This window comes from Hansschlegelia beijingensis (assembly GCF_014196425.1).
In the GTDB taxonomy this organism is placed as follows: domain Bacteria; phylum Pseudomonadota; class Alphaproteobacteria; order Rhizobiales; family Methylopilaceae; genus Methylopila; species Methylopila beijingensis.
On sequence record NZ_JACIDR010000008.1, the window covers coordinates 18,958 to 36,541 of the forward strand.

Below are 17,584 nucleotides of genomic sequence, written 5' to 3' on the forward strand. Positions count from 1 at the left end.
CGGCGGCGCGCTAGCCGCCGCCGTAGAGCTTGTTCGGCAGCCAGAGGCCGATCTGCGGGAACGTGTAGTACAGCGCCATCGCGAACATCACGATGAACAGGAACGGCATCACGCCGGCGAAGATCTCGTTGATCGTCACATGTCTTGGCGCGACGCCCTTGAGGTAGAAGGGCGCCATGGCCACCGGCGGCGACAGGAACGACGTCTGGATGTTCAGCGCGACGAGCACGCCGAAGAACAGCGGGTCGATGTTGAAGTGATTGAGCAGCGGCAGGAAGATGGGCAGGAAGATCACGATGATCTCCGTCCATTCGAGCGGCCAGCCGAGCACGAAGATGATGACCTGGGTCAGGATCAGGAACTGGATGGGCGTCAGGTCCAGGCCGACGATGAAGTTCTCGACGACTGACTGGCCGCCCAGATAGGCGAAGACGGCCGAGAACACGAACGACCCGACGAACAGCCAGCACACCATCGCGGAGGCGCGGGCGGTGAGGTAGACCGACTCCCGCAGCTTCTCATAGGTGAGCTGGCGGTACCCGATGGCGAGCAGGATCGCGCCCATCGCGCCGATCGCGGCGGCCTCGGACGGAGTGGCGTAGCCGCCGATGATCGCGCCCAGGACGCCGGAGATCAGCAGCGCGAGCGGCAGGAACGAGGTCGCGAGCGCCCACAGCACCGCCAGATAGGAGCCCGCGCGCTGCTCCGCCGGCAGCTTCGGCGCGAGCGACGGATTCAGCAGCACGCGGATGATGACGTAGAGCATGTAGAGCCCCGCCAGCATCAGTCCGGGGAAGAAGGCCGCGGCGTAGAGCTTGACGACCGAAACGCCGGCGGTCGCGCCGTAGAGGATCAGCATCACGCTCGGCGGGATCAGGATGCCCAGGCAGCCGCCCGCGCACACGACGCCGGCCGATAGCTTGGTGTCGTAGCCTGCGCGCAGCATGGCCGGGAAAGCGAGCAACCCCATCAGGGTCACCACGGCGCCGACGATCCCGGTCGCTGTCGCGAAGAGCGCGCAGGTGACCAGGGTCGCGAGCGCGAGCGAGCCCGGGAGCCCGCCTGCGGCGAGCTGGATCGACCGGAACAGCCGATCCAGGATGTTGGCGCGCTCGACCAGGTAGCCCATGAACAGGAAAAGCGGCACCGAGATCAGCACGTCGCTCGACATCACGCTGTAGGTGCGCTGCACGAACAGCTGAAAGACCGTGTCTCCCATCGCGTAGTAGCCAAAGGCCACTCCCAGCGCCATCAGCGTGAAGGCGATCGGAAAGCCGAGCATAAGAAGCACGACGAACAGGGCGAGCATGATCACGCCCATCATCGGATCGGAGATCAACGCGCTCACAGCTTGGCCTCGTCGACGTCGATTTTCTGAAGGTCGACCGTGACCTTGTTCGCGGCGGCCTCCGCCAGAATGAGTTGCTCCGTCTCCTCGACGTCGCTCTGCCGCGGCGGCCACTCTCCGGTCTTGAGACAGATCCAGCAGCGCAGGACCTCGACGACGCCCTGCATCGCCATCAGGACGCCGGTGATCGGGATGATCAGCTTGAACGGCCAGAGCAGAAGCCCGTCGGGCGAGAACGAGCTCGTCTCATTGGTCTCGTAGGAGAGCTCGAAAAAGATCCAGCCGGCGTAGACCATCGCGAGGATGCCGGGGAAGAAGAAGAGAATGTAGAGCACGAGGTCGAGCGCGGCCTGCGTGCGCGGCCGCCACTGCCGATACAGGAAATCGCCGCGGACATGCCCGTTGCGCGACAGCGTGTAGGCGCCCGCCGACATGAACAGAAGGCCGTAGAGCATGTAACTGGCGTCGAACGCCCAGGTGGTCGGCGCGCCGATCAAACGGCGCGACACGACCTCATAGGTGATGACGAGCGTCAGAACGACGATCGACCACGCGAACAGCTTGCCGACGGCCGCATTGAAGCGGTCGACGGCCAAGAGATAAAACTGCATGGAAGGCGTTCCCGGGGTGGCGGCGCGAGGCGAAACGGCCGGCCCGGAGGCCGGCCGCCGTCACAGGCGTCATGCCTGCGGGAAGAAGTGCTCATAGGCGAGGTCGCGCGGGGCTTCCATTTCGCGCGTCATGCCGACCACGCGCTTCGCGAAGCCTTTCTGGCTTTCGATCACCTTCTGGAAGAAGGGGTCCTGGGTGTTGGCGATCACCTTGTCCCAGGCGGCGAGTTGCGCCTCCAGCACCGATTTCGGCGTCGGGATCACCTTGACGCCCGCGGCCTTGATCGCCTCGAGGTCCTTGGAGTAGCGGTCCTGCGCCTTCCAGGACATGTCGGCGGAGGCGGCTTCGGCGGCGTAGCGCACGATCGCCTGCACTTCGGGCGGAAGGCTGTCGAACTTGCGCTTGTTGAACAGGATCTCGAAGCACTCGAGCGCCTGATGGTAGCTCTGGACCATGTAGATCTTCGAGACGTCCGGGAAGCCCAGCACCTTGTCGGAGGACGGGTTGTTGAACTCCGCGCCGTCGATCAGGCCACGGTCGATGGCGGGCACGATCTCGCCGCCCGGCAGGATGGTGACCGCGGCCCCCATCTCCTTCGCCAGATCAGCTCCGAGCCCGACGGTGCGGTACTTCTGCCCCTTGAAGTCCTCCGGGCTGGTGATCTCCTTCTTGAACCAGCCAAAGGGCTGCGTCGGCATCGGGCCGGTGAGAAAGCCCTGGACGTTGAGCTTCAGGACGCCCTGAACAAGCTCGTCATAGAGCTGCTGGCCGCCGCCATACTTGATCCAGGCGAGCAACTGGTTGGCGTTCCAGCCGAAGGGCGGGGCGGTGCCGAACAGCGAGAAGGCCTTGTTCTTTCCGTACCAGTAGGCGGCGACCCCGTGACCGCCGTCGAGCACGCCGGTCGAGACCGCGTCGATCAGCTGGAAGGCCGGCACCACGGCGCCCGCCTGCAGCAGCTCGATCTGAATGCGGCCTGCGCCCATGTCGTTGACGCGCTTCACGAAGTCCGACGCGAACTCGTGGAAGATGTCCTTGTTCGGCCAGGTCGACTGAAACTTCAGGCGAACCGGGGCCTGGGCGCTGACGACTGCGGGAGCCGCCACAGCCCCCGCGCCCGCAGCGGCCGCTGCTGCGAGGAAGCTTCGGCGACCGAGACTGTTCCTGGCGGACTTAGCCCGATCTGGTTTTTCAGGCGCATTCTTCACGTAGATCCTCCCCTCGCGCCGCCGCTCGGTCTTTGACCCGAGCGCGCGCGACCGCTGCGCATCTTCTTGGCGAGTGCGCTGTCGTTTCCCCTGGCCCGTCTTTAGTGATTTGTTCTTAGTCGTGCGGGCCAAGCCTCAGTAGATTTGACGAAATCACGCCAATCAAGCTGAATCTTCAGGCGGCGCTTCCGCGGCGCTCGCGGCCGGCGTTCACATCTCGTTGCTCTTTCGCGCCGAGAGCGGGCCAAAGCCGCCGCTTGACGGCCGCCGCGGTGGAGCGCTTATCCTGCTGTCATGACCGAGCCGACCGCGTCGACGCCCGAAGAAGCGCACTCCTGGACCGCGACCACGCGCGCGATCCGGGTCACCGTTTCTCCGCGCTTCCTGCCCTCCGAATCCGAGCCGGACGAAGAGCGCTATGTCTTCGCCTACACGGTGGAGATCGTGAACGAAGGCGAGGAGACGGTCCGGCTGATCGCGCGGCACTGGCGGATCACCGATGGCAAGGGACGGACCGAGGAGGTCCGCGGCCCCGGCGTGGTGGGGGAGCAGCCGACGCTCAGGCCCGGCCAGTCCTTCACCTATACGAGCGGAGCGCCGCTTCCGACGCCGTCAGGCATCATGGTCGGCGAGTACCACATGCTGACCGAGGCCGATCAGCCCTTCGTGGTCGCGATTCCGGCCTTCGCGCTTGAGAGCCCGCACGCGGTGCGCACGCTGCACTGAGCCTCACAGCCGCTCGCGCTGCGGCGGCTCGTCCTTCTGCATCTGCTCCCCGAGCTGCTTCAGCCGCCGCAGCGCGCGCTCCAGGAAGCTCGTGACCTGATCGATCTCCTGGTCGCTCGGCAGGCGGAGCGCGCCGTCCTTCTTGGCGGCGTCATCGTTCGGCAGAGGCGGGACGGGCGGAAGGTCAGGCGTACGGGAGAGGGCCTTCACCTGCTCCTCGAGCGCCGCCAGGCGCTTCTCGAGCCGCGCCACCTCGGCCCCGTTCGCCGCCGGCTCCTCGGACGCGGCGCGGCAGGCGTAGCCTTCCCCGGACGGCGAGCAGAAGGCGGTCGCGCCGGTCTCGCGATCCAGCCGCAGGAAGCCGCCATCGGTCGGCTGAAGCTGGTAGCGTCCGGGCGACTGCGGTTCGGGCGCTGCTGCGGTCAGCAGAAGCGCGGCGGGCAACAGCGCAGCAAGTGCGAGCGCACGCATCGATCGTCTCCTTGGCTTTCCGGCCGCGGGGGCGGCCGGCCCGGTCAGAAGTCCGCCACGAAGGGCGGGCGGCCGGAGACGAGCGCCTCATCGAGCAGATCGAGCCGATCCTGACCCCAGAAGACCTCGCCGTCGAGCACATAGGCCGGCGCTCCGAACACGCCGATGCGCTCCGCCTCGATCCGGTTCGCCTCATAGGCGGCCGCCACAGGCTCGGATGGGGCGGCCGCGAGCGCGGAATCGGCCTCGAGCCCGTTCGCGACCAGCAGCTCATGAAGGATCGCCGGGTCGGTCAGGTCGCGATCCTCCTCCCACACGCCGCGCATGGCCGCTCCGATGAAGCCGGCGGGATCTTCGCGGAGTCCGATCAGGGCCAGCGCCACGCTGTCCGCGAGGCGCGCGTCGAACGGCCAGTGTTTCGGGCGTAGGTTGAGGTTGCGGCCGCGCTTCTGCGCCCAGCGCTGCAGTTCGACGAAGCGATAGCGCTGCCGCTGCGGCGACCGCTTCGGCAGCGGCACGCCCCCGGTCGCGGCGAACAGCGGCGGCAACGCCATCGGCCGCCATCTGAGCGCGAGGGAATGCCTTGCGGCCAGCTCCATGAGCGGCGCATGACCCAGATGGCTCCAGGGAGAGGCGATGGAGAAGAAGACGTCGAGGGAACGCGGCATGCTCAGTCTCCGGACATGACCGCTCAACGCGGCGGCAGGAAGCGACCCTCGCCGCCGGCGCCCAGCCGCTGCGGGAAGGCGATGACGAGGTTGAAGCGGGGCGCGCCGAACTCCCGTCTCAGGTCATAGCGGACGCCGCTCTCCCGGAAAGAGCCGTCACGGAGCTCGTCGAGCGCGTTCAGGGCCGCGTCCGGGGTCGGAAAGCCGAAACCCCAGAAGATCTTTCGCAGCAGGTCCTTGGCGATCGCCTTGGCGACCGGCGCGGTGGACTCGTCGAGCAGGTTCAGCTTGATGCGGAGCGTCTCGATCCGTTCCGGATCATCGCCGCGGGCGGAGACGAACAGGCTCGAGACCGCGGCTTCGTCGCCGTCGACCGGCTTCAGAAGATCGGTCACGCAGGTCCAGCTGCGCAGCGGCGGCGCTCCGCCCTGGAAGGTCGGGTTCGCCAGACCCATGGGCCCGAGCGCCTCGCAGAACAGGGAGGGCTTCACGGTCGGCAGCAGCACGAACGCGGAGGGAAAATCCGGTTCCGGCGCAAGCAGTTCGGCGGCGGCGATCGCCTCAAGGGCCGCGAACGGATCCCGGGCTTCCGGAGCGGCCGCGGATCGCTCCGATGGCGACGGCTCCCGGAGCCAGTCGCGCGCCACATGCCATCCAAGCGCGAGCACGATCGACGCCGCCGCCAGCAGCGCCGCTCCGGCCGCGATCAGAGGAAGAAGCCTGCGTGCCGTCATTTCCCGTCCTGCCCGGCCGGCGCGGCTCGGGCGTCGGCCGTGGCTTATCGGACGCGCCACATTCCGCGCAAGACGGGGCCATTCACGCGGCCGCGACGGCGTGCTCTTCTGTGCGGGCGAAGCGCCCGTAGAACGTCTCGCCCTGTTCGGCGAGCTCCACCAGCAGCGCGTTGGGGCGGAACCGCGCGCCGTGCCGGGCCTCGAGCGAACGGGCGAGCTCGACGAACCGCGCCGTTCCCATTCCGTCGATCCAGGACAGCGGGCCGCCCGTGAACGGCGCGAAGCCGAAACCCAGGATGGCGCCGACGTCCGCCTCGCGCACATCCGTGATGACGCCCTCCTCGACCGTGCGGGCCGCCTCCAGCGCCTGCGTGACCAACAGGCGGTTGCGAAGTTCAGCCACCTCGAGCGTGTCGGGATCGAGCCTGGTCTGCTGGAGCTCGACCAGCCCGGGCCAAAGCCGCTTCTTGCCGCCCTCCGGATAGTCGTAGAATCCCTTGCGGTTCTTGCGCCCGAGCCGGCCCTCCTTTTCGACGAGCGTCTCTAGCAGCGCCTTCTGGGCCGCATTCACGGCCTGCGGCCCAAGCTGGGCTTCGGTCGCACGGACGATCTTGAGGCCAAGATCGAGCGCGACCTCATCGTTGAGCGACAACGGGCCGACCGGCATGCCCGCCTGCCTGGCGAGGTTCTCGATCATCGCCGGCGGAACGCCCTCTGTCAGCATCAGATGGCCTTCGAGCATGTACGCGATCACGCAGCGATTGGCGAAGAAGCCACGGCTGTCCTTCACCACGATCGGGGTCTTCTTGATCGCGCGGACATAGTCGAGGGCCGTCGCGAGCGCCCGGTCCCCGGTCTGCTTCCCGACGATCACCTCGACCAGCATCATCTTCTCGACAGGCGAGAAGAAGTGGATGCCGACGACGTTCTCCGGTCGCTTCGACGCCTGCGCCAGCCCCGAGATCGGCAGCGTCGAGGTGTTGGAGGCGAAGATGGCGTCCTCGCGCAGCGCAGCCTCGACCTTGCCGATCACCTCCGCCTTGACCCCGGGGTCCTCGAACACCGCCTCGATCACCAGGTCGCAGTCTGCGAGCGCCGCGTAGTCCTGGGCCGTCGTGATGCGGCCGAGCAGCGCGTCGCGATCCGCGCCCGTGGCGCGCCCCTTGGCGACCTGATCGGAGATCAGCTTCTGCGCGAAGGCCTTGCCCTTCGCGGCGGCCTCTTCGGTCTGGTCGATCAGCACGACCTCGAGCCCGGCGAGCGCGGAGACGTAGCCGACGCCTGCGCCCATGAAGCCGGCGCCCACCACGCCGACCTTCCGGAGCTTCGTGTCCGGAACGCTCTTCGGGCGCCGGGCGCCCTTGTTGAGCTCCTGCATGGAGACGAACAGGGTGCGGATCATCGCCGCCGCCTCCGGCGACCGCAGCACCTTGGCGAACAGCCGGCTCTCGACCGTCAGCGCGAGGTCCATCGGCAGCTGGAGCCCGTCGAACACCGCCTGCAGCATGGCGCGGATCGCCGGGTAGTTGTCCTGGGTCTCGCGGCGGTAGATCGCGTTGGCGGCCGGGAAGGTCATGAAGCCGGCCTTCGACCAGACGGGTCCGCCGGGCAGCTTGAAGCCCTTCTCGTCCCATGGCTTCACGGCCTTGGGGGCCCCGAGCAGCCAGGCTCTGGCGCGTCCGACGATCTCGTCCTTCGGCGCGACCTCGTCGACGAGCCGCATGGCGCGGGCCCGATCCGGGCGGATCTGCTCGCCCTTCATCAGCATCTGCAGCGCGTCCTGCGGCTGCATCATCCGCGCGATCCGCGTCGTGCCGCCGGCGCCCGGGAACAGGCCGACCTTCACCTCCGGCAGGCCGACGCGGGTCGAGGGATCGTCCGACGCCACGCGATAGTGGCAGGCGAGGGCGAGCTCGAAGGCGCCGCCGAGGCAGACGCCGTTGATGGCGACGGCCCAGGGCTTTCCGCTGGTCTCGATGCGGCGGTAGAGCAGACTGAGCTGGCGGCTTTCCTCGAACACGGCCTTCGCGGCCGCCGCCTCGCCATGCTGCCCTTTCTCGCGCGCATAGAGACGCGCGATGCCTTCCAGCATGGTCAGGTCGGCGCCGCCCGAAAACGCCTTCTTGCCGGACGAGACCAGGACGGCTTTGACCGCGTCGTCCGAGATCACCCGGTCGACGACCGCCGAAAGCTCCGCGATGGCCTCCGCCGTAAGCACGTTCATCGAGCGCCCGGCCATGTCCCAGACGACGGAGAGAATGCCGTCGCCGTCGAGCTCGGTGCGGAAGCTGGGATCGGTCATCGTTTCGTCTCCGTCATCCCGGCCGCAGCGAAGCGGAGAGCCGGGATCGTCATCCGGAATGACCTCGTCTTGATCCGCTTTGGGCGGACCGTCCGACGTCAAGCTCTACGGTCGGTATGGGTCCTCCGGTCAAGCCGGAGGACGACGACGAGAGGTTCACATGCCGATCCTGATCACGGTCCCGGCTCTCCCTGACGCTCGGCCGAGACGGCGCCATTTCACACCCGCTCGATGATCGTCGCCGTGCCCATGCCGGCGCCGATGCAGAGCGTCACGAGCGCCGTCTCCTTGCCTGACCGTTCGAGCTCGTCGATCGCGGCGCCCAGGATCATCGCGCCGGTCGCGCCGAGCGGATGGCCCATGGCGATCGCGCCGCCGTTCGGGTTCACCTTGGCGGGATCGAGATCGAAGGCCTGCAGATAGCGCAGAACCACGGCCGCGAAGGCCTCGTTGACCTCGAACAGGTCGATGTCGGCGAGCGACATGCCAGCCCGCTTCAGCACCTTCCTGGTGACGTCTATCGGTCCGGTGAGCATCAGCGCCGGGTCGGAGCCGATATTGGCGAAGGCCCTGATGCGCGCGCGCGGCTTCAGGCCAGCGTCCTCGCCGGCCTCGCGGGAGCCGACCAGCACGGCCGCAGCGCCGTCCACGATTCCGGACGAGTTGCCGGCGTGATGGACGTGCTCGACCCGCTCGACCTCCGGATGAGCGTAGATCGCGACGGCGTCGAAGCCGCCCATCTCGCCCATCTCGACGAAGGACGGCTTCAGGCTCCCGAGCGACTGCATCGTGGTCTCGGGGCGCATATGCTCGTCGCGGTCGAGCAGGATGATCTCGTTGACGTCCTTCACCGGGACGACGGAGTTCGCGAACCGGCCGGCCTCCCACGCGGCCGCCGCGCGCTTCTGGCTCTCCACCGCGTAGGCGTCGACCTCGTCGCGCGAGAAACCGTATTTGGTCGCGATCAGATCGGCCGAGACGCCCTGCGGCATGAAATAGGACTTCACCGCGATCGCAGGGTCCATCGGCCAGGCCCCGCCCGAGGCCCCGATCCCGACGCGGCTCATGCTCTCGACGCCGCCGCCCACGACGAGGTCGTGCTGGCCGGACATCACCTGCGCGGCGGCGAAGTTGACCGCGTCGAGCCCGGACGCGCAGAACCTGTTGATCTGCACGCCTGGGACCTGCACGCCGTAGTCCGCCGCGAGCGCGGCCGCGCGGGCGATGTCGCCGCCGGCCTCGCCGACGGGATCGACGCAGCCCAGCACCACATCGTCGATGCGGCCGGTCTCCAGCCCGGTGCGCTTCGCGATCGCGCGAAGCGCCGTGGTCGCAAGGCCAAGCGTCGAGACCTCGTGCAGCGCGCCGTCGGGCTTGCCGCGGCCGCGCGGCGTGCGGACCGCGTCGTAGATGAAGGCCTCGGGCATTGGCGTCCTCCTTGCGGCCGGCGGTCCGTTCTCAGAAAGCGTCGGCCGGCAGCGCCATGACCGTGTCGGCGCCGGCCGCGATCCTGGCGAGCCGCGTCGCGGTCTCGGGCAGCGTCCGCTCCATGAAGAAGCGGCCGGCCACGAGCTTGGCGTCCATGCGCTCCGCGACGCCGTTCCCTTCGGCCCTCTTCGCGACCGCCGCCTTGGCGATCCTCCCCCACATATAGCCGAGCCCCACCAGGCCGAAGAGGTGCATGTAGTCGGTCGCGCCCGCGCCTGCGTTGTCGGGCTTGCCCATGGCGTTGGCCATGAACCACATCGTGGCCTTCTGCAGGTCTTCCCGCGCGCGCCGGAGCGGTCCGGTGAAGGGCTTCAGCGCCCCGTCCTCGGCGTTGTCGGCGAGGAAGCCGTCGACCTCCTTGAAGAAGGCCATCACGGCGCGGCCGCCGTCACGCGGCAGCTTGCGGCCGACGAGGTCCATCGCCTGCACGCCGTTCGCGCCCTCGTAGATCATGGCGATGCGGGCGTCCCGGACGAACTGCTCCATGCCCCATTCGGCGATGTAGCCATGGCCGCCGAACATCTGCTGCGCCATGACGGCGTTGTCGAAACCGACGTCGGTGATCACGCCTTTGATGACGGGCGTCATCAGGCTCATGTGGTCGTCGCCCTCGCGCTTCTCGCGCTCGTCCTCGGAGACGCGGGCGACGTCGCCCTTGAGCGCGGTCCAGAGGATCAGCGCGCGCGCGGCCTCGTTGAACGCCTTGATGGACAGCAGGGTGCGGCGCACGTCGGGATGCACGATGATCGGATCGGCCGGGCGCGAGGGCTCCTTCGCGCCGGTCAGCGCGCGGCCCTGAAGGCGCTCCTTGGCGTAGGCGGCGGCGTTCTGGTAGGCGACTTCGGACTGGGAGAGGCCCTGAACGCCGACGCCGAGCCGCGCCTCGTTCATCATCGTGAACATGGCCGCGAGGCCGCGGTTCTCCTCGCCGACGAGCCACGCCGCGGCGCCGTCGTAGTTCATCACGCAGGTGGCGTTGCCGTGGATGCCCATCTTGCGCTCGATGGAGCCGCAGGAGATCCCGTTCCGCGCGCCGAGCGAACCGTCCGGGTTCACCAGCCGCTTGGGCGCGACGAACAGCGAGATGCCCTTGGTGCCGGCCGGCGCGCCGTCGACGCGGGCGAGCACCAAATGCACGATGTTCTCGGTGAGGTCGTGTTCGCCGGACGAGATGAAGATCTTGGAGCCGGTGATCCGGTACGAACCGTCGCCGGCGGGGGTCGCGCGGGTGCGGATCAGGCCGAGATCGGTGCCGCAATGCGGCTCCGTGAGGTTCATGGTGCCGGTCCACTCGCCCGACACCATCCGCGGGAGATATGTCCGCTTCTGCTCCTCGGAGCCGTGCAGCGTCAGCGCGGCGATGGCCCCCTGGGTGAGGCCCGGATACATGGCGAACGCCATGTTGGCCGAGGACGCATATTCGTTGACGACGGACGTCAGCAGGTGCGGCAGGCCTTGCCCGCCATGCTCCGGCGCGGCCGAGAGGCCGATCCAGCCGCCTTCCGCGAAGGCCCGGTAGGCGTCCCTGAACCCCTCCGGCGTCTTCACGCTCCCGTCGGGCCCGAGCGCGCAGCCGGCCAGATCGCCGGCCTGGTTGGTGGGCAGCAGCGTCCGCTCGCACAGCCTGGCGGCCTCCGCCAGGATCGCCTCGACCGTCTCCCGGCCCGCGTCCGCGAAGCCGGGCAGGTTGGCGTGCCGTTCATAGCCGAGCACGTCGAACAGCAGGAACAGCGTGTCTTCGACGGGCGCTCTGTAGGTCGGCATGCCCGGCCCCGCGATGGGTTGTGGTCATGCACGATAGCCTCAGCCCGCGCAGCCGCAACCCCGCCGAGCGGCCGAAGATCAGGCCGCGAAGATCGCCGCGTCGTCCGCGAAGGCCTTGAACTCGAGCGCGTTGCCCGAGGGATCGAGGACGAACATCGTGGCCTGCTCGCCCGGCTCGCCTTCGAACCTGACCTTGGGCCGCAGCCGCCAGTTCGTCTGCGGATCGGCCTCGAGCCGCTGCGCAAGGCTGCGCCAGTCGTCCATTCGAAGGATGACGCCGAAGTGCGGGATCGGAACGGCGTCGCCGTCGACGCCGCCAGTGGCCTCCGGCGCAGAGCTCGCGGGACGCAGGTGAGCCGAAAGCTGGTGGCCGAACAGATCGAAATCGATCCAGGCGCCGGGGCTTTCGCGGCCGATCCGGCAGCCCATCACGTCGCCATAGAAACGCCGGGTGGCCTCCAGATCGGAAACAGGGAATGCAAGGTGGAAGGGACGCATCAGTCTCAAGTCCGAGCAGCGGTGGCGAGTTGCTGGAGGGCCCGCTGCAGATCCTCCGTGACGAAGGGCTTCTGCAAGGTCGGAGCCTCGGGATAGCGGTCACGCACGCCGGCCCCGCCATAGCCGGTCACGAATACGAACGGGATGTTCCGTTCGATCAGGGCGTCCGCCACCGCGAAGCTCTGCTCCCCGCCGAGATTGACGTCAAGCAGCGCGCCGTCGATCTGCTCGGTCGAGATCATTTTGAGAGCGGTGGCGACAGAGCTCGCCGGACCGACCACCGCGGCGCCGCTGTCGATCAGCATGTCCTCGAACAGCATCGAGATCATCGCCTCGTCCTCGACAAGCAGGATGCGGAGGCCGTTCAGCTTTTCCGTCATGGAAGCATGACTTTCTGGGAGAGGGGGAACTGGAACACACATGCGACGCCGGTTGGCGTGAATTCAAGCTTGGCCTCGCCGCCGAGCTCGGCCGGGGCGCCGCGCTCGATCAGCCGCAACCCGAAGCCACGCCGTTGCGGCGCCTCGACCGGCGGTCCGTCGGCCTCCCGCCAGGCGATGCGGATTCCCGCGCGATCGGCCACGTCCTGCATGTTCCAGGTGACCGACACCCGTCCTCCTGCTCGCGACAGCGCGCCGAATTTCGCGGCGTTGGTCGCGAGTTCGTGCAAGGCGAGGCTGAATGTCACCGCCGCGGTGGGCGCAAGGCGAACGTCGGGTCCGCCGCTCACGATCCTGTCGGGCTCTGCAGAGCCGTAAGGAGCGAGCGTGGCGGTGACCAGATCGGCAAGCGGGGCGGAAGTCCAGGTCTCGCGCATCAACAAGTTATGAGCGTGCGAGAGCGCCATCAGGCGCGCGTTGAAGACGCGCTCGAATTCATCCACCGACGAGGTGGTCGCCCGCGTCTGGTGCGCGAGGGCCTGAACCGTCGCAAGGTTGTTCTTCACGCGGTGGTTCAGCTCGGCGAGCAACCAGGCGCGGATCCGCTCCTGTTCCTTTCGCTCGGTCACGTCGGTCGTGACGCTGAAAAACCCGTTGACCTTGCCCTTGTCGTCCAGCAGCCGCGTCACGTTGGTCTGCGCCCAGACGTACGAGCCGTCAGGGCGCACATATCGCTTCTCGATCGAATAGGGCTCGCCGCTCTCATGGGCCTCCGCCAACCGGCGGTCGGTCAGGGCCAGGTCGTCCGGATGGGTGACCTGACTGATCGTGAGACCGGACGCCTCGTCGACCGAGCGGCCGAGGATGCGCGCCATGCTCGGATTGATCCGGATGAACGCGCCTTTGTCGTCCACCTCCGAAAGCCCGACGCCGGCTTCCCCGAAAATGGCCGCGAAGCGCCGCTCGTTCTCGCGAAGGCGCGCCATCGTCTCGGCCCGGTCGAGCGCGACCCAGATCCGCTCGGCGGTCTCGCGGGCGAGATCGGTCTCATGCGGCGACCATCGCCTCGGCTTGTCGTCGTCCATGAACAGGAAGGCGATCGCGCGGCCGTTCCGCACGACCGGCGCGATGGCGTTGGCGCGAACACCGAAGCGCCGCAGGTTCGCGACCGCTTCCGCCGAGAATCTGGCGTCCTTCAGGACGTCCGCGCTCGAGACGGTCCGGCCGGACAGCATCTCCGCCATGACGGGGCCGCCGAAGTCCGGCAGTCGGAACTTGCCGTTTGCGACGTCCTGCATCGCGGGCTTGCGCCAGCTCCCCGCGACGTGGGCGACTTCGCCCTCGACGACGGAATAGCCGACCCGCGCAAGCCCCAGATGCCGCCCGAGCCGCTCAAGGATGATCGACAGCCCCGCGGCGGCGTCCTTCTCGCCCGAGGTCAGGTCGCGCAATCGGTCGCGCAGCTCAAGGGCGAAATCCTGGGCGCGCTGGGCCAGGACGCGGGCCGTCGTCTCCAGGCCCTGGTTGAAAACGCCTGCGACCCGCCCCGACGAGTCGAAAATGGGGGTGAAGCTGTAGTCCCAATACGTCTCGGCGGTCTCGCCGTCGCGCTGCAGCGGGAGCATCTGATCCGACGTCGAGAAGCCCTTGCCGGTCTGCATCACGTGTTCGAACTGCGGACCGACGATGGGCCAGATGCTCGCCCAGACCTCCGCCGCCGGCCGGCCGATCGCCCAGGGATGGAGCTCTCCCGCGACGGGCATCCAGGCGTCATTGTAGAGAAGCCGCAGCTCGGGGCCCCAATAGATCGCGGTGGGCACGCTGGAGTGCAGGCAGATCCCGAGCGCCGCCTTGAGCTCACCCGGCCACGCCGACGGCGACCCGAGCGGCGATCCGCTCCAGTCGAAGCCCTCGAGGCGCCTCGCCATCTCTCCGCCGCCGCTAAACAGCTCGGTTCCCCATCCGAGATGCGGACGGTCGCTTGCCGTGCGGCCGCCGAACGCTGATCGCCGCCGTTGGCGCCGCGTCGGCTGGATTATGGGAACGCATCGTCGCTTCGACAGGGTTTCAAAACGGAACAGGGCTCAATAAGACCATTTTTTGACATACCGATCCTGTTCTCCGCGACGCAAGTGCGAACCTGCCGCGACCGGTCCGCCTGTCCTTGGCCGCATTCATCCCGGAAGACACGCGTCAGCGATCGAATCACGCACCTTCAGGGCGCCATGACCTCAAAGTTCCCGCGCGTCAGCGCGCTTTGCTTCGTCGCCGCTCTGCTCGCGTCGCTCGCCGCCGGCGGCCTGGCGGGCGCGCAGACCACAGGCACTGGGCCGATCGACGCGGCGCGCGCCGATCTCGACCGCATCGAGGCGCGGCTCGCGGATCCCAACGTCAGGGATGAGGACCTCGCGGGCCTGCGGTCTCGCATCGACCCGCTCACGGTCGCGGTCGAGGCGGCGATCGCAGAGCTCACCACGCAGCGCGACGCGGCGGACCAGCGCCTTGCGCAGATCGGGCCGAAGCCTGCCGAAGGATCGCCGCCCGAAAGCGCGGACGTGACCCGCGAACGCGACGCGCAGACGGCCGCGCGCCAGAAGCTCGACGACGCCATAAAGCGCGGCCGGCTCCTGCAGGTCGAAGCCGCGCAGGTCGGCGACCAGATCACCCAGCGCCGCAGGAATCAGCTCGCGCAGCGCCTGTTCGAACGCTCCAACTCGCTGCTGGACCCCGGGCTCTGGGCGGCGGTGGTGACCGCCGCGCCGCGCGACATCAGTCGGATCCAGGATCTGGCGTCCGACTGGAAGAGCGCGATCTCGCGTAACGCGGATGCGACCTCCGTCGGCCTGATGGCGGTCGCGACGCTCGCCGCCTGGCTGTTGCTGTTCCCCGGGCGCATGTGGATCGGCGCGCTCGCCGAACGCCTGGTGGTCAGGCAGTCGCCGAAGACCCGGCTCAGGAGTTCGGCCACGGCGGTCTTCCGTTTGGTCGCCACCACGCTCGCCCCGTTGCTGGCGGCTCTCTGCCTCTATGTCGGCCTGAAGAGCGCGGGCTGGATGACGGTCAAGATCGAGCCGCTCATGCGGTCCCTGATCTGGGTCGCGGGCCTGCTGGGCTTCGCGCAGGGAATGATCCGCGCGGTGCTCGCGCCCGGACGGCCCAGCTGGCGTCTCGCGAAGCTCTCCGAGCCTGCCGTCAGCCAGATCAAGAACCAGCCGCTCTGGTGCATGCTGGTCTTTGTCCTCGGGCGGTTCGTGGACCGGTTCAACGAGGCGATCGTGGCGAGCCTCCCGGTCACGATCGCCACCAATGGCGTGTTCGCGGTGCTCGTCGCCGGGGCGTTCGCGATCGCATTGCGCAGGATGCGGTCCGCGCGCCTGATCGAGAAGGGGGCGGCCGAGGCCGTCGACGCGCCTGACCATCCGTTGCTGTCGCTGACGCGGCTGGTGGCATGGCTCGCGATCGCGGTCGTGATCGGCGCCGTGATTCTCGGCTACGTCGCGCTGGGTCAGTTCCTGGCGAACCAGATCGTCTGGGCCACGGCGGTCATCTCGCTCTGCTGGCTGCTGCTGATCTTCGTCAACGATCTGCTGACGACCGCGCTTTCGAGCCACACCGGCTTCGGCCGGTCGACGGCCGCCGCGGTGGGCGTTCGGCCGGAATCGCTCGAGCAGGTCGGAGTGGTTCTGTCGGGCGTCGCCCGCGTCGCGCTCATCTGCTTCGCGGCGGTGTTCGTGCTGGCCCCCTGGGGGGTGGAATCCACCGATGTCTTCGGGTGGCTCCGCTATGCGACCACAGGGGTGCAGCTCGGCGGGATCACCATCTCGCTCACCGGGCTCCTCGGCGCGCTCCTTCTGGTGGCGCTGGGCTACGCGCTCACCCGGACCGTGCAGCGGTGGCTCGACCGCGACCTGCTGCCGAAGAGCCGCATGGACGAGGGCCTGAAGGCCTCGGTCAGCACCGGCGTCGGATATCTCGGCGGCCTTGTCGTCATCGTCGCGGCGTTCGGTTACCTCGGCTTCAGCCTCGACAAGCTCGCGATCGTCGCCGGCGCGCTCTCCGTCGGCATCGGTTTCGGCCTGCAGGCGATCATCTCGAACTTCGTGTCGGGCCTGATCCTGCTCGCCGAGCGGCCGATCAAGGCCGGCGACTGGGTGGTGATCGGGTCGGATCAGGGAAATGTCCGGCGCATCTCCGTGCGATCGACCGAGATCGAGCTGTTCGACCGCTCGACGCTGATCGTCCCCAATTCCGAGTTCATCACCAAGAGCGTGAAGAACGTCACGCACGGCAATCCGCTCGGACGCGTCCAGATCGATCTCGCCGTGTCGTCCGCCATCGACCCGGATCTGGTGCGGCGCGTGGCGCTCGAGACGGTGAAGGCGCATCCGGCGGTCATCGACTTCCCCGAGCCGCTGTTCCAGTTCATCACGCTGGGCAAGGCCGAGAACGCTTTCTCCCTGTTCTGCAACGTGTCGAGCCCCCGCACGGCGGGGAGCGTCAAGAGCGACCTCAACTTCGCGCTGGTGAAGGCGTTCTCCGCCCAAGGAATCGCCCTCGGCGGCCCGCCCGACCGCACGATGGTCGACGCCGTCACGCGCGTGGCGGAGGCGTTGCGCGAGGCGAGGCCTGCGCCGACGCAGATTGCGCCCGACATGGGCGACGCGGCAACGCGGGGTTAACCGCTCAACCTGCGCAGTGTCGCTCACGTTCATCCGGAGAATACACGTCCATGCCGCATCGCTCGACGCGCCGCGCATTCATCGGCGCCGCCTGCATTGCGCTCGCGCTTGCGGGCTGCTCCTCAACGGCGCCGACGCCGCCGGCGACCACGCCGGGCCTGTATCAGAGCCAGTCCAAGGCCGGCGCCACGCTCGACCGGCGCGCCGCGGCCGAGATGGTGAGCGAGTTCCGCCGCGGCCGCGGCCTCGGCCCGGTGACGCTCGATCCGGCGCTGAACCGCATGGCGGAAGAGCAGGCGAACGCGATGGCGCGCGACAACAAGCTGAGCCACGAGACCTCGGCGGGCTCGCTGAAGGCGCGCATCGCCCGGTCCGGCTACCGCAATGGCGGCATGTGGGAGAACATCGGCGCCGGCCACGACACGCTGGCTGACGCCTTCACGGGCTGGCGCTCGTCGCCGCCGCACATGAAGAACATGCTGCAGCCCAAGGCGTCGCGCATCGGCATCGCGGCCGCGCGCGCGCCGGGCACCCGTTATGAGGTGTTCTGGGCGATGGTGCTCGCGGACCCGAACGATCCCCGGCCCGAGGTGACCGCCGCCCAGGTGAACCGCGCGGTCCCGTCGTTCCCGATCGGCGTGCCGGGCGGAATCTACGTGCCGAGCATCCACTGAGGGGAGGGCGCCCTCCGGCTCGCCGGAGGGGG

15 protein-coding genes are annotated in these 17,584 nt (G+C 68.4%); 3 read left to right on the top strand and 12 right to left on the bottom strand.

The annotated features are described in order from the left end of the window. Window positions 1-10: 10 nt before the first annotated feature. The 3 genes from GGR24_RS17125 to GGR24_RS17135 all read right to left on the bottom strand — a co-directional run bounded on the left by GGR24_RS17125 (window position 11) and on the right by GGR24_RS17135 (window position 3,066). The gene (locus tag GGR24_RS17125; protein WP_183396652.1) at window positions 11-1,324 is read right to left on the bottom strand and encodes a TRAP transporter large permease; all 1,314 of its coding nucleotides are present in this window, start codon (window positions 1,322-1,324) and stop codon (window positions 11-13) included. A gap of 20 nt (window positions 1,325-1,344) precedes the next feature. Beyond that, a complete protein-coding gene (locus tag GGR24_RS17130; protein ID WP_183396623.1) occupies window positions 1,345-1,959 on the bottom strand; it encodes a TRAP transporter small permease subunit in 615 nt (204 codons plus the stop codon). 69 nt (window positions 1,960-2,028) lie between these two features. Then, on the bottom strand, window positions 2,029-3,066 hold the full coding sequence (locus GGR24_RS17135; RefSeq protein WP_343066291.1) for a TRAP transporter substrate-binding protein: 1,038 nt from the start codon (window positions 3,064-3,066) through the stop codon (window positions 2,029-2,031). 396 nt (window positions 3,067-3,462) lie between these two features. Here GGR24_RS17135 and apaG point away from each other — a divergent pair, with 396 nt between their 5' ends. Beyond that, complete coding sequence (gene apaG, locus GGR24_RS17140; protein WP_183396625.1) at window positions 3,463-3,894, top strand: Co2+/Mg2+ efflux protein ApaG; 432 nt, start codon at window positions 3,463-3,465, stop codon at window positions 3,892-3,894. A 3-nt stretch (window positions 3,895-3,897) separates the two neighbouring features. Here the strand turns inward: apaG and GGR24_RS17145 are convergent, their stop codons facing one another. From GGR24_RS17145 to GGR24_RS17185, 9 genes are all read right to left on the bottom strand, one after another. Then, on the bottom strand, window positions 3,898-4,365 hold the full coding sequence (locus GGR24_RS17145) for a hypothetical protein (protein ID WP_183396626.1): 468 nt from the start codon (window positions 4,363-4,365) through the stop codon (window positions 3,898-3,900). Window positions 4,366-4,409: 44 nt separating this feature from the next. After that, window positions 4,410-5,033 (bottom strand): 2-hydroxychromene-2-carboxylate isomerase, encoded by a 624-nt coding sequence (locus GGR24_RS17150; protein WP_183396627.1) that lies wholly within the window; start codon window positions 5,031-5,033, stop codon window positions 4,410-4,412. A gap of 23 nt (window positions 5,034-5,056) precedes the next feature. After that, window positions 5,057-5,767 (bottom strand): DUF6030 family protein, encoded by a 711-nt coding sequence (locus tag GGR24_RS17155; protein WP_183396628.1) that lies wholly within the window; start codon window positions 5,765-5,767, stop codon window positions 5,057-5,059. Window positions 5,768-5,849: 82 nt separating this feature from the next. After that, on the bottom strand, window positions 5,850-8,069 hold the full coding sequence (locus GGR24_RS17160; protein WP_183396629.1) for a 3-hydroxyacyl-CoA dehydrogenase NAD-binding domain-containing protein: 2,220 nt from the start codon (window positions 8,067-8,069) through the stop codon (window positions 5,850-5,852). 218 nt (window positions 8,070-8,287) lie between these two features. Continuing rightward, window positions 8,288-9,496, bottom strand: a complete 1,209-nt coding sequence (locus GGR24_RS17165; RefSeq protein ID WP_183396630.1) for an acetyl-CoA C-acetyltransferase — start codon at window positions 9,494-9,496, stop codon at window positions 8,288-8,290. A gap of 31 nt (window positions 9,497-9,527) precedes the next feature. Further along, window positions 9,528-11,321: an acyl-CoA dehydrogenase C-terminal domain-containing protein gene (locus GGR24_RS17170; RefSeq protein ID WP_183396631.1), complete on the bottom strand. Its 1,794-nt coding sequence runs from the start codon at window positions 11,319-11,321 to the stop codon at window positions 9,528-9,530. Between the two features lie 78 nt (window positions 11,322-11,399). After that, on the bottom strand, window positions 11,400-11,819 hold the full coding sequence (locus GGR24_RS17175) for a VOC family protein (protein ID WP_183396632.1): 420 nt from the start codon (window positions 11,817-11,819) through the stop codon (window positions 11,400-11,402). Window positions 11,820-11,824: 5 nt separating this feature from the next. Beyond that, on the bottom strand, window positions 11,825-12,199 hold the full coding sequence (locus GGR24_RS17180; protein WP_183396633.1) for a response regulator: 375 nt from the start codon (window positions 12,197-12,199) through the stop codon (window positions 11,825-11,827). Continuing rightward, on the bottom strand, window positions 12,196-14,127 hold the full coding sequence (locus GGR24_RS17185) for a PAS domain-containing sensor histidine kinase (RefSeq protein WP_183396634.1): 1,932 nt from the start codon (window positions 14,125-14,127) through the stop codon (window positions 12,196-12,198). The genes GGR24_RS17180 and GGR24_RS17185 overlap by 4 nt, the downstream gene beginning before the upstream one ends. A 297-nt stretch (window positions 14,128-14,424) precedes the next feature. Between GGR24_RS17185 and GGR24_RS17190 the strand changes: the two genes are divergently transcribed. Together GGR24_RS17190 and GGR24_RS17195 are read left to right on the top strand one after the other, a co-directional pair. Continuing rightward, window positions 14,425-16,878, top strand: a complete 2,454-nt coding sequence (locus GGR24_RS17190) for a DUF3772 domain-containing protein (protein WP_183396635.1) — start codon at window positions 14,425-14,427, stop codon at window positions 16,876-16,878. A 50-nt stretch (window positions 16,879-16,928) separates the two neighbouring features. Beyond that, a complete protein-coding gene (locus GGR24_RS17195; protein ID WP_183396636.1) occupies window positions 16,929-17,552 on the top strand; it encodes a CAP domain-containing protein in 624 nt (207 codons plus the stop codon). The last annotated feature ends 32 nt before the right edge of the window (window positions 17,553-17,584 follow it).